This window comes from Sphingobium sp. B2 (assembly GCF_007693735.1).
GTDB lineage: Bacteria > Pseudomonadota > Alphaproteobacteria > Sphingomonadales > Sphingomonadaceae > Sphingobium > Sphingobium xenophagum.
Window position 1 is genome coordinate 173,453 of sequence record NZ_VDBZ01000001.1, and the last position, 12,258, is coordinate 185,710.

Genomic DNA, 12,258 nt, shown 5'->3' on the forward strand with positions numbered 1-12,258 from the left:
CCCATGAATTTTCGCAATATATCGGCTTGGGCCATTCGCAATCCGGTGACGCCGCTCGTCATGTTCGCGGCGCTGTTGCTGGCTGGTCTGGTCAGCTTCAGCCGGATGGACATCAATAATAATCCCGATGTCAGCTTCCCGATGGTCAGCGTGGTCGTCAGCCAGCCCGGCGCGGCCCCGACCGAACTGGAAACCCAGGTTACCCAGCGGGTCGAAGCGGCGGTGCGCGGCATCAGCGGGGTCGATGAAATCACGTCCTTCGTGTCCGAAGGCCGATCGCTCAGCAACATCCAGTTCGCGATCGGTACGCCCGTCGACCGGGCGGTCAATGACGTCAAGAACGCTGTCGATCAGATCCGTAGCGACTTGCCCGACGGCATATTGGAACCGCAGGTTACCCGCGTCGACATCGACGGCGGGCCGATCGCCTATTTCAGCGCCGAAGCGACCGACATGACGCTGGAGGAACTGTCCTGGTATGTCGACAATACGGTCGCAAAACGATTGCGGTCGGTCGGCGGCATGGCGGCGGTCAACCGCGGCGGCGGGGTGAGCCGCGAAATCCGGGTCATTCTGGACCCGGCCAAATTGCAGGCGTTCGGCATCACCGCGGCGCAGGTGAACCAGCAGCTTAATCAGGTCAATCTGAACGCAGCGGGCGGGCGCACCGAAATCGCAGGCGCCGAACAGTCGATCCGCGTGCTGGGCAACGCCGCCAATGCGCGCGACCTGGGCGCGACGCAGATCGCCATCAGCGGCGGCCGGACGGTCAAGCTGGCCGACATCGCCGATGTGCGCGACATGTATGCCGAACAGCGCAGCCTGTCGCTGATGAACGGGCGCCAGGTCACCAGCTTCAGCCTGGAAAAGGCCAAGGGATCGTCCGACGTCACTGTCTATGACGATGCGATGAAGGAACTGGAAAAGCTGAAAAAGGAAAACCCCAAGGTTACCTATAAGCAGCTTTATACCAGCGTCGATTATACCAGGGAGCAATATCATAGCGCGATGGCCGCGATGATCGAGGGCGCGGTGCTGGCCGTGGTCGTCGTGTTCCTGTTCCTGCGCGATTGGCGCGCAACGATGATTTCGGCCCTGGCCATCCCGTTGTCGGCCATCCCGACCTTCTGGTTCATGGACATGCTGGGCTTTACGCTGAACGGCATTTCCTTGCTGGCGCTCAGCCTTGTGGCCGGCGTGCTGGTCGACGATGCGATCGTGGAGATCGAGAATATCGTGCGGCATATGCGGATGGGCAAAAGCGCCTATCAGGCGTCCATCGATGCGGCTGACGAAATCGGCCTTGCCGTGCTGGCGACGACGATGGCGATCGTCGCTGTGTTCCTGCCCGTCGCGCTGATGCCGGGGATTTCCGGGCAGTTCTTCATCCAGTTCGGCATGACCGTGGTCGTATCGGTTCTCATGAGCCTGGCGGTCGCGCGCCTGATCACGCCGATGATCGCCGCCTATTTCCTCAAGGCCCATGGCGCGGCAAGTCATGGCGAGGGGTGGCTGATGGATCGCTATATGGCGGTGCTGCGCTGGTCGCTCGACGAACGCCGCGCCATCGCCCATCGCGCACGCGGCGGCTGGCGTCGTTTCACCAGTGTTTTCCTGGACCACCGGATGTGGACGGTCGGCTTCGGCTTCCTGGCGTTCATCGCCACGATCGCCGCCTTCGCCACGCTGCCGATGACGTTCCAGCCGGTCATCAACACCGATTTCAGCCAGGTGAAGATCGAAACCGTGCCGGGCAGCACATTGGCGCAGACCACCGCCATCACGCGCAAGGTGGCCGATATGCTGGCCGCCGACAGCGATGTGGTGGAAGCTGCCTTTGCCGATATTGAAACCACCAGTGCCGACATATTCCTGACGCTGAAAAAGGATCGCCCCATCTCTTCGGTGGAATGGGAACGCAAGGTTGCGCCCAAATTCCAGACGATTGCGGACGCGCGGGTGAATTTCCAGTCGCAGTCGGGCGGCGGCTTTGGTCGCGACATCATCCTGATGTTCGGCTCTGACGATCCGGTAAAACTGGAGTCGGTGGCCAATCAACTGGTCGCGGAAATGTCCAAGATCCGCGAACTGCGCGCGCCGCGCGTGCAGGGCGACATGCAGCGTCCCGAAATCATCATCAAGCCGCGGCTGGACCTGGCCGCCAGCATGGGGGTGACCACTGCGGCGCTGAGCCAGACGATCCGTATCGCCACGATCGGTGAGATTGACCAGAACAGCGCGAAATTCTCTCTGTCGGACCGCCAGATTCCGATCCGCGTGTCGATCGCAGAGGATAGCCGCAAGGATTTCAGCACGATCGAAAATATGCCCGTACCCACCATCAATGGCGGATCGGTGCCGTTGAAGGTTGTCGCCGACATCAGCTTTGGCGCGGGACCGACGCAGATCCGTCGTTACAACCAGATCAGGCGCATCGTCGTGGGCGCCGATCTGGCGCCGGGCATCGTGACCAGCGAAGGCATGGCCAAGCTCAACGCTTTGCCGCTGATGAAGGCGATCAACGAAGGCCGCGTGCCGGGCGTGCAGAAGATCAATGCGGGTGACGCCAAGTGGCAGCTGGAAATGCTCCAGAATTTCGCCATCGCCGTGGTGTCGGGCATATTGCTGGTGCTGGCGGTGCTGGTGCTGCTCTACAAGCGGATCATGCCGCCCTTCGTCAATCTGGGGTCGCTGCTGCTTGCGCCCCTTGGCGGCGCGCTGGCGCTGCATGTCGCGGGGCAACCGCTGTCGATGCCGGTGTTCATCGGCCTGCTGATGCTGCTGGGGATCGTGGCCAAAAACTCCATTCTCGTCATCGACTTCGCGCTGGAGGAGATGGAGAAGGGCGTGCCCAAGTTCGAGGCGATCATGGATGCAGGTCACAAGCGCGCCCAGCCGATCGTCATGACGACGGTGGCGATGGTCGCGGGCATGGTGCCCACGGCCCTGTCGCTGTCGGGTGACGGCGCCTGGCGCGCGCCGATGGGCATTACCGTGATCGGCGGGCTGATCCTGTCCACCGTGCTGACGCTGGTGATCGTGCCGGCGACCTTCAGCCTGGCGATCGCGATCGAAAGCTGGGTCGGGCCGCGCCTGGGCCGGGGGCTGCTGACCTACAAGCCGGGCGACGACAAGGAGACGCCGGGGCACGTGCAACCGGCGGAATGACGCGCGCGGTGCCCTTCCCAAAAGAACGCTTTGCCTGAACGAAACGGCGGCGTAACCGTTGGGGAGCCATGAAGCTGCTCCGCGTCCCCCGGTCCATCGGCGAAAGCCAGCCCAATCCCGCGCGACGGATGCGGCTGCTGGCGACGGGCATGTTGCTGGCGATGGCGGCGTTGTTCATCGCCGCGCGCAGCACCGTGCATCTGCATCCGGCCATCGGCTTCGTGCAGGCCTTTGCCGAAGCGGCGATGGTCGGTGGCCTGGCGGACTGGTTCGCGGTCACGGCCCTGTTCCGCCATCCGCTGGGCCTGCCCATTCCGCACACCGCGATCATTCCGCGCAACAAGGACCGGATTGGCGATACGCTGGCCCTGTTCCTGCGCGACAATTTCCTGACCCCCGCCGTGGTCGCCCGGCGCATGCGCGGCATGGATGTCGCGGCGGCGGCGGGGCGGTTCCTGGCCAGCCCGTCGGCGGGCGACGGGCGGCTGCGCGAGGGTGCGTCGCGCCTGATCGCCGACATGCTGGAGGCGCTGGACCAGGAACGGTTGGGCGGCATGGTCAAGGGCGCGATCGGCCAGCGGCTGCGCGGCATCAATGTCGGCCCGCTGGTGGGGCAGGCGATCGAGGCGGCGATGCGCGACGGTCGCCATGCGCCGGTGATGGACGGCATCATCCATTGGGCCGATCGCACGCTGGAAGCGAACGACCATCTGATCCGCCAGATGGTGCATGACAAAGCGGGCAAGCTGTTGCGATGGACGGGGCTGGACGAAAATCTGGCCAATGCGATCATCGACGGGCTGCGCAAGATGCTGGCGGAAATGGCGGCCGATCCGGGGCACAGCCTGCGCTTGAAGGCCGAGGAGGGGATGGCGAAGCTGGCTTTCGACTTGCAGTTCGACATCGAGATGCAGGCGAAGGCGGCGCAGATCCGCGACGAGATTCTCGACAATCCGGCGATGCAGCGCTGGATCGACGGATTGTGGGAACAGGCGCGCGGCGGCCTGCTGCGTGCGGTGCGCGATCCGGGCAAGGCGATGGCCGGGCGGCTGGGCGAGGCGCTGCGCCAATTGGGTGGTACGTTGCAGGGGGATGCACGGCTGCGCCATGTCATCAACCGCTTTGTCCGGCGCGCGGCGGTGGGGGCGACCGCGACCTATGGCGACGCCATCGTCCGGCTGGTGAGCGACACGGTGCGTGGCTGGGACGCGGGCACCATCACCAACCGGCTGGAGGGGGCGGTGGGCCGCGACCTGCAATATATCCGCATCAACGGCACGCTGGTCGGCGGGCTGGTCGGCCTGGTGATCCACACTGTCGACACGCTGTTCTGAACGCGCTGATCCGGCGACTATGTATCGCTAAAAATCATGTTGCATCATATCATAGAAATATGATGTAACATGTCACGCACCGTTCAAAAGCGGACGGGCGGGAGAGGAGTCGGGCAATGCGTTTGAGCATCATGCAGGCAGCTATCGGACATAGGCATATAGCAGGCGGAGGCGACAAGCCGGCACCGTCGGGCTATCGCGGCGGCACCGGATCATCGGTTGGCATTGGCGGCGCGATCGCCGTTCACGCGCTGGTGATCGGGGCGTGGCTGCTGATCCCCAAAGAGGTGATCGATACGGTGATCACGCGCCCGTTCGAGACCTATGCCGTGCCGGAGGAGAAAGCGCCGCCGCCAGAGCCGGTCGAAACGACGATCGAGCAGCCGATCAGGACTCGCCCGACCCAGCAGCAGCCGACAACTGCCGACCCGATCGTGACTGGGGCGCAGGGCGATCCGGTCGTGATCGGCAGCGCCGGGACAGGGGAGGGGATTGATCCTGGTCCCACCATCATCCTGCCGCCTGCCGATCCGCCCCGTGCGCCGGTGCTGGTCGACGCGGGTATCGATCCGCGCGCGCTGCCCCAGTTCCAGCCCGATTATCCCGGTGCCATGATCCGGCAGGGGCTGGAAGGATCGGTGACGGTGCGGGTGACGATCAACGCCGAAGGGCGCGTGACCGACATTGCGCGGGTTTCGGCAACGGATGAGAGCTTCTGGCTGGCGACCCAGCGCCATGCGCTGCGCAAATGGCGCTTCCGCCCCGCCACGCGGGACGGCGTGCCGGTGGCGACGACGAAGATAATGACGGTGCGGTTCACATTGACGGACCGATAGATTTTTTTGCGCCCCGCCCGCCAGCGGGAGGGGGTGGGGGAAGCGCGACGGCAATTGCCGTGCCTTCCCCCTTTTGCATCCGGGCGCGGCCTGCACTATATGGGCGACATGGCGATATTTCCCCGTCCCGTTTCCCCCAAGAGCGCGCTAGGCGATCTGTGGGGCTATTTCCGGCAGCCGCGCCAGCATAAATGGCCGCTGCTGGGGGTTTCCATGGCGTTCACCTGGGTCATCGTGTGGGCTTTCATCACCGATGCCAACACCAACACCATGCCGACGCGCAACAAGATCATCTATTTTCAGAGCTGGGACGCGAATCGCAGCGATGCCGCGATCATCCTGCAACAGAAAATGGACCTGGCCCGGCGCGACGCCATCCTGCAGAAAAAGCAGGTGGAGATGCAGAAGATTGCCGATGCGTTCGGCATCGACTGGCGCGCTGACGAGGCCCGCAACACTGCGCGGCGCAAGGAAGCGGTCAAGCAGATCAACGCCATGCTCGACCAGCGGCTGGTGAAGGCAGAGGCGGAGGTCCAGCCAAAGCCTTCATCCGAACAGGAAGTCGCCAAGCCCTGAGCCAGACGTCGACGTCTACCGCCGACCGGCGCTACATGGCCGCCGCCATCGCCTTGTCGGGGCGCGGGCGTGGCCTTTCCACCCCCAATCCCAATGTCGGCTGCCTGATCGTCCGGTACGATCGGATCGTGGGGCGGGGTTGGACCCAGAAGGGTGGGCGCCCCCATGCCGAGGCGCAAGCGCTGGCGCAGGCGATGGAGCAAGCCCATGGCGCGACCGCCTATGTGACGCTGGAGCCCTGTTTTCATCTGTCCCCGCGCGGGCCGCGCTGCGCCGACCTGCTGGCGCGCGCAGGCGTCGCGCGGGTGGTGATCGCGCTGCGCGATCCCGATCCGCGCACCGATGGGCAGGGTGCGGCCTGGCTGCGCGAGCGGGGTGTGACGGTCGAGATGGGGCTGATGGCGGAGCAAGCGGCGCGCGCGATGGCGGGCTTCGTTCTGCGCCAGACGCGGGGGCGGCCGCATGTGACGCTGAAACTGGGCCTGTCGCTCGATGGGCGGATCGCGTTGGCGGATGGGTCCAGCCGCTGGATCACCGGGCCTGACGCGCGCGCCCACGCCCATGTCGAACGCGCCCGGCATGATGCGATCGTGGTCGGCGGCGGCACGTTGCGCGCCGATGCGCCGGGGCTGGACGTGCGGCTGGCGGGGCTGGAGGATCGCTCGCCGCGCCGGGTGCTGCTGAGCCGCAGCGACGCGCCTGTCGGTTGGGAGCGTATCGGCGCGCCCGAAGAGATAGCGGCGCTCGATCGGGTCGATCATCTGCTGGTGGAGGGGGGCGCGGAAACGGCGGCGGCCTTTTTGCGGGCGGGGCTGGTCGATCGGTTGCTGCTGTATCGCGCGCCGATCCTGATCGGTGCGGGGCTGGCGGGAATCGGCGACATCGGCCTTGCGGATCTGGCCCACGCGCATGGCCGCTGGCGACTGACCGACGAACGGCGGCTGGGCGTTGATCGTCTGGAGGTTTACGAGGCGGTGGCGAGCGCTTAGAGGAACGACCAACTCATCCCGTTCGCCCTGAGCGAAGGCTTCGACTTCGCTCAGGGCGAACGGACAATTGGATTTCTACCTATGTTCACCGGCATCATCACCGACATCGGCACCATCCGCGAGGCGGAACAGCGCGGCGACCTGCGGCTGGTGATCGGCAGCGCCTATGACATGGAGTCGGTGGCGATCGGCGCGTCGATCGCCTGTTCGGGCGCGTGCCTGACCGTAGTGGAAAAGGGCGCGGACTGGTTCGCGGTCGACCTGTCGGCGGAAACGGTCGCGCGCACCGCGCCGGGCCTGTGGGTCGAAGGCGGCCGGCTCAACCTGGAACGTGCGCTCAAGGTCGGAGACGAACTGGGCGGGCATATCGTCACCGGGCATGTCGATGGCGTGGGTCATCTGGTGTCGGCCACGTCCGAAGGCGATTCGACCCGGCTGGTCATTGCCGCGCCTTCCACGCTGGCCGCAGCGCTGGCGGCCAAGGGATCGATCACGCTCGACGGCATTTCGCTGACAGTGAATAATGTCGAGGATCAGGCGGATGGCAGCGTGCATTTCGGCCTGAACATCATTCCGCACACCGCCGCTGAAACGACGCTGGATGCGCTGCCGCAGGGGCGTGCGTTCAATCTGGAGATTGACGTGCTGGCCCGTTATCTCGACCGGATGATGAGCCTTCGCACGCGCGCAATGTGATTGCCTCTTGAAATAATCACATTGTAATGTGATATGCGGATCATCCCGGCGTTCGGGAAGGAGTCCGCTGCCATGTCCTCTACCCTGATTGATACCGTCCGCAGCCTCGTCACCGATGGTGGCATGTCGCGATCCGGCCTGGCCCGTGCGGCGGGGCTGCACGCCAATTCGCTGCGCAAGCTGGGCGAGGGGGACTGGAACCCGACCGCCGATACGCTGGGCAAGCTGGAAGCCTATCTGTTGAAGCGCGAGGGCGGGACCGCGCTCGCGTCGCCGGAAGAAATCATCAACGAAGCGCGCAATGGCCGCATGTTCATTCTGGTCGATGACGAGGATCGCGAAAATGAGGGCGATCTGGTGATCCCGGCGCAGATGGCGACGCCCGACGCGATCAATTTCATGGCCACCCATGGGCGCGGCCTGATCTGCCTGGCGCTGAGCAAGGCGCGGGTCGATGAGCTGGGGCTGAGCCTGATGAGCCGCAACAATGGCACCCGCCATGAAACCGCCTTCACCGTATCGATCGAGGCGCGCGAGGGGGTGACGACCGGGATCAGCGCAGCCGACCGCGCGCGCACCATCTCCGTCGCGATCGACGGGTCGAAGGGCCGGGGCGATATTGTGACGCCGGGCCATGTCTTTCCGCTGGTGGCCAAGGATGGCGGCGTGCTGGTGCGTACGGGCCATACCGAAGCGGCGGTGGACGTCGCGCGGCTGGCGGGCCTGAACCCGTCCGGCGTCATTTGCGAGGTGATGAAGGACGACGGCACGATGGCGCGCCTGGACGACCTGATCCCCTTTGCCGCCAGGCACAAGATGAAGATCGGCACGATCCGTGACCTGATCGCCTATCGCCGCCGCCACGACCATATCGTCGAACGCCGCGCCGAAACCACGTTCCAGAGCCAGTGGGGCGGCGACTGGAAGGCGATAAGCTTCTACAACAAGGCGACGCGGACCGAGCAACTGGTTTTGCAGAAGGGCCATGTCGACCCGGACACGCCAACGCTGGTGCGGATGCACCAGTTCGCGCCGCTGACCGATACGTTTGGGAAGCAGGGTCCGCGCGCCGGCCTGTTGCAACGGTGCATGGAGATTATCAGCGCGGAAGGCGCGGGCATCATCGTCCTGCTGCGCGGCGACGAACCGGACATACTGACGCGTATCCTCCAGCAAAATGCCGGCATTGCCGTCGGTGATATGGATGAATTGCGCAACTATGGCGCGGGCGCGCAGATATTGGCCGAACTGGGCGTGCATGACATGGTCCTGCTGACCAACAGCCATCGCAGCCTGATCGCGCTTGACGGCTATGACCTGGCCGTGGTTGGGCAGCGTCCGATCGAGCTGTAAAGGATTTATCATGGCCAAGTTCCTGATCGTCGAAGCCCGCTTCTACGACCATCTCAACGACCTGCTGATCGAGGGCGCGAAGGCTGCGCTGGACGATGCAGGGCATAAATATGAGGTGGTGACGGTGCCGGGCGCGCTGGAAATCCCCGGCGCGATCGCGCTGGCGGCGGAAAGCGGCCGCTATGACGGCTTCATCGCCATCGGCGTCGTGATCCGCGGCGAAACCTATCATTTCGAGGTCGTGTCGAACGAAAGCGCGCGCGGCCTGATGGCGCTCAGCATGGATGCGATCGCGATCGGCAACGGCATATTGACGGTCGAGAATGAAGCGCAGGCACTGACCCGCGCCAAGCGGACCGAAAAGGACAAGGGCGGCGAGGCGGCCAAGGCGGCCATCGCCATGCTGGCCCTGCGCGAGCGCTTCGGGGCCTAGGCTGTTTGCGCCCCCGCACGCGGGAGGCGCAATGACAGAGCAGATGGACCATGGCCCCCGAAGGCCGGGAAATACCCGTCGTCCCCCACGGGGCGACGGGTTCTTTTCGATCAGGCGGTGGCCCGTTGCTGCTCCAGCGCGGGATAGTTGGTATAGCCATCCTCGCCCGGACCATACCAGGTTTCCATCCCCTTGATCGGGTTCAGCGGCGCGTCGCTTTCCAGCCGCTCCACCAAATCGGGGTTGGCCATGAACGGGCGACCGAAGCTGATCGCGTCGGCAAGGCCGCTGTCCAGATCCGCTTGCGCCCGTGTCTTGTCATAATCGCTGTTCAGGATCAGCGGACCCTTGAAATGCTGACGGATCAGTGGTGACTGGCGCGGCACGTCGGTTGCGCCGAACGTGCCTTTCTCCCCCGGTTCGCGCAGTTCGAGCGACGCGATGCCGATCGCGTTCAGGACTTCGGCGGCATGGGCGAAAAGCGGGCCGGGATTGCTGTCATTGACGCCCTGGCTGTCGCCATTGGGCGACAGGCGTACCGACACCTTGTCCGCGCCGATCGCGTCGACCACCGCCTGTGTGACTTCCGCCAGCAAGCGCACGCGGTTTTCGATGCTGCCGCCATATTGATCGGTGCGGAAATTGGCATTGTCGCGCAGGAACTGGTCGATCAGATAGCCGTTGGCGGCGTGGATCTGCACGCCGTCGAAACCGGCGCGGATCGCGTTGCGCGCGGCGGTGACATAGGTGTCGATCAGGCCGGGAATTTCCTCAAGCGTCAATGGACGGGCCGTTTCGAACGGCGCTTTGCCCTCGTAGGTATGGGCCTCTCCCGCCGTAGCGGTGGCGCTGGACGACACCGGCTGTTCGCCCGTGACGCTGCTATGGACCTGCCGCCCCATATGCCACAGCTGGACAATGATCCGCCCGCCCGCGTCATGCACCGCCTGCGTCACCGGCTGCCAGGCCGCGACCTGTTCGTCCGACCAGATGCCCGGTGCATAGGGCCAGCCCAAACCCTGGCGGGAAATGCCCGTCGCTTCGCTGATGATCAGCCCAGCGCCCGCGCGCTGGCGATAATAGTCAACCATGATAGGGGTCGGCACATGATCGCGAGTCGCGCGGCCACGCGTCAGCGGCGCCATGACGACGCGGTTGGGCGCGCCAATGGCGCCGATCTGGACGGACTCGAACAGCTTGGACATGAAAATTCCCTTTATAAAAGTTGCAAATTGCAACGGGACGTAAAGCTGAAAGCCAGCTAGGGAGCCGCGATGGTCAGTTCAACCCCCAGTGCCCGTGCAGGCATGCCCAAATTTGCATTTCCAGCACTGATACTGGCCAATCTCATCCTGCCACTCGGCCCGGTGCTGGTGCGGATGGCCGATGTGGGGCCGGTAGCGGCGGCATTCTGGCGGTTGACGCTGGCCCTGCCATTTCTCCTGATCCTCGCCCTGCCGCGGTTGCGCCGCACGATGCCGACGATTCGCGAATGGTCGGCGCTGATCTGGTCGGGGCTTTTCTTCGCAGCGGATCTGGCGGCGTGGCATATCGGCATTCTCTACACCAAAGTCACCAACGCCACCATATTCGGCAATATGAGCGGTCTGATGCTGCCGATATGGGGGATGGTCGTGCTGCGCCAACGGCCCAGGGCCATGCAGGCGATCGCCCTCACCCTGGCGACGGCAGGTGCGGCGGTGATGATGGGGGGCAGCTATGAACTTTCGCCGCGTTACCTTCATGGCGATCTGCTCTGTCTGCTCGCCGGGGCGACCTATACCGGCTATCTGCTGATCGTGCAGCGGGCGCGGGTGCGGCTCGACAGTTGGTCGGTGCTGGCCATGTCGACCCTGTTCAGCATCCCGCCGCTGCTGCTGTGCGCGCTGTGGCTGGGCGAACGGATCATGCCGGGCGACTGGACCCCGCTGGTGGTGCTGGCGCTCAGCAGCCAGCTGGTCGGGCAGGGGCTGCTGACCTATGCGATCAGCTGGTTCACGCCGCTGGTGCTGGGCCTGAGCCTGCTTTTGCAACCGGCCGTGTCGGCGGTGCTGGGCTGGGTGCTGTTTGGCGAATGGCTGAGCATCACCGATATGGTGGGGACGATGGCGGTCGCTGCCGCGCTGGTGCTTGTGCGCTTGCCCTCGCGCGCCTAGATTGATGGCATGAGCGACGATATTGCCGACATGACCCTCGATGAAATCCGCGTCCTGCTGGCGCCCGTGCTGGCGCGCCATGCGGCCTTTGACGGGTGGCGCAAGGAAGCGGTCGCCATGGCTGCGGCGGAAAAGGGCGTGGACGCGGATATTGCCGCGCTGGCCTTTGCCGACGGCCCGGTCGACATGATCGATGCCTGGTTCGCCAGCATCGATGCGCGGATGCTGGACGCTTTGCCAGCCGACACGCTTGGCGAGCTGTCGATCCGGCGCAGGATCATCGCGCTGGTGGAGGCACGGCTGGACCTGCTGGCGCCCGACCGCGAAGCGTTGCGCCGCGCCATCGCCATCCTTGCCCTGCCCACTAATGCGGCGCGCGCGACCCGGCTGGGCTGGCGCGCGGCCGATGTCATGTGGCGCGCGGCGGGCGACACTGCCACGGACCTTGCCCATTATACCAAGCGGATGACATTGGCCGGGGTCTATGCCGCCACGCTGCTGGTGTTCGTGGACGACGAAAGCGAGGCCCATGCCGATAGCCGCGCTTTCCTGGCCCGGCGGATCGAAGGCGTGATGCGGTTCGAAAAGCTGAAGGCGCAGGTCAAGGGCGTGGGCGGCGGCGAGCGGCTCAGCCTGGCGCGCTTCATCGGGCGACTGCGCTATCCGGCGGTGTGATCTGTCGCGCTGGCGAACATTTCCTTCTGGCCTTTCCTAATC

Annotated in this window: 11 protein-coding genes; 10 read left to right on the forward strand and 1 reads right to left on the reverse strand. The window is 64.9% G+C overall.

Annotated features, from left to right (window positions below):
- Positions 1–3 precede the first annotated feature (3 nt).
- The 8 genes from FE851_RS00885 to ribH all read left to right on the forward strand — a co-directional run bounded on the left by FE851_RS00885 (position 4) and on the right by ribH (position 9,385).
- Entirely contained in the window at positions 4–3,168 is a 3,165-nt protein-coding gene (locus FE851_RS00885; protein ID WP_145199047.1) for an efflux RND transporter permease subunit, read from the forward strand.
- Between the two features lie 68 nt (positions 3,169–3,236).
- Complete coding sequence (locus tag FE851_RS00890; RefSeq protein WP_130753825.1) at positions 3,237–4,502, forward strand: DUF445 domain-containing protein; 1,266 nt, start codon at positions 3,237–3,239, stop codon at positions 4,500–4,502.
- A gap of 116 nt (positions 4,503–4,618) precedes the next feature.
- Positions 4,619–5,338: an energy transducer TonB gene (locus FE851_RS00895; RefSeq protein ID WP_145199049.1), complete on the forward strand. Its 720-nt coding sequence runs from the start codon at positions 4,619–4,621 to the stop codon at positions 5,336–5,338.
- A gap of 99 nt (positions 5,339–5,437) precedes the next feature.
- Positions 5,438–5,914, forward strand: coding sequence for a hypothetical protein (locus tag FE851_RS00900; RefSeq protein WP_145199052.1), 477 nt, complete (start codon positions 5,438–5,440; stop codon positions 5,912–5,914).
- Complete coding sequence (gene ribD / locus FE851_RS00905; RefSeq protein ID WP_261370966.1) at positions 5,911–6,903, forward strand: bifunctional diaminohydroxyphosphoribosylaminopyrimidine deaminase/5-amino-6-(5-phosphoribosylamino)uracil reductase RibD; 993 nt, start codon at positions 5,911–5,913, stop codon at positions 6,901–6,903. The genes FE851_RS00900 and ribD overlap by 4 nt, the downstream gene beginning before the upstream one ends.
- An 81-nt stretch (positions 6,904–6,984) precedes the next feature.
- A complete protein-coding gene (locus FE851_RS00910) occupies positions 6,985–7,599 on the forward strand; it encodes a riboflavin synthase (RefSeq protein WP_145199057.1) in 615 nt (204 codons plus the stop codon).
- Positions 7,600–7,671: 72 nt separating this feature from the next.
- Positions 7,672–8,952 (forward strand): 3,4-dihydroxy-2-butanone-4-phosphate synthase, encoded by a 1,281-nt coding sequence (gene ribB / locus FE851_RS00915; RefSeq protein WP_130753815.1) that lies wholly within the window; start codon positions 7,672–7,674, stop codon positions 8,950–8,952.
- 10 nt (positions 8,953–8,962) lie between these two features.
- Positions 8,963–9,385 (forward strand): 6,7-dimethyl-8-ribityllumazine synthase, encoded by a 423-nt coding sequence (gene ribH, locus FE851_RS00920; RefSeq protein WP_017184317.1) that lies wholly within the window; start codon positions 8,963–8,965, stop codon positions 9,383–9,385.
- A 110-nt stretch (positions 9,386–9,495) separates the two neighbouring features.
- Here ribH and FE851_RS00925 read toward each other — a convergent pair whose 3' ends face one another.
- A complete protein-coding gene (locus tag FE851_RS00925; protein WP_019052246.1) occupies positions 9,496–10,590 on the reverse strand; it encodes an alkene reductase in 1,095 nt (364 codons plus the stop codon).
- Between the two features lie 69 nt (positions 10,591–10,659).
- Between FE851_RS00925 and FE851_RS00930 the strand changes: the two genes are divergently transcribed.
- Both FE851_RS00930 and FE851_RS00935 read left to right on the forward strand, forming a co-directional pair.
- The gene (locus FE851_RS00930; protein WP_145199060.1) at positions 10,660–11,541 is read left to right on the forward strand and encodes a DMT family transporter; all 882 of its coding nucleotides are present in this window, start codon (positions 10,660–10,662) and stop codon (positions 11,539–11,541) included.
- Between the two features lie 9 nt (positions 11,542–11,550).
- Positions 11,551–12,216, forward strand: a complete 666-nt coding sequence (locus FE851_RS00935) for a COQ9 family protein (protein WP_145199063.1) — start codon at positions 11,551–11,553, stop codon at positions 12,214–12,216.
- The last annotated feature ends 42 nt before the right edge of the window (positions 12,217–12,258 follow it).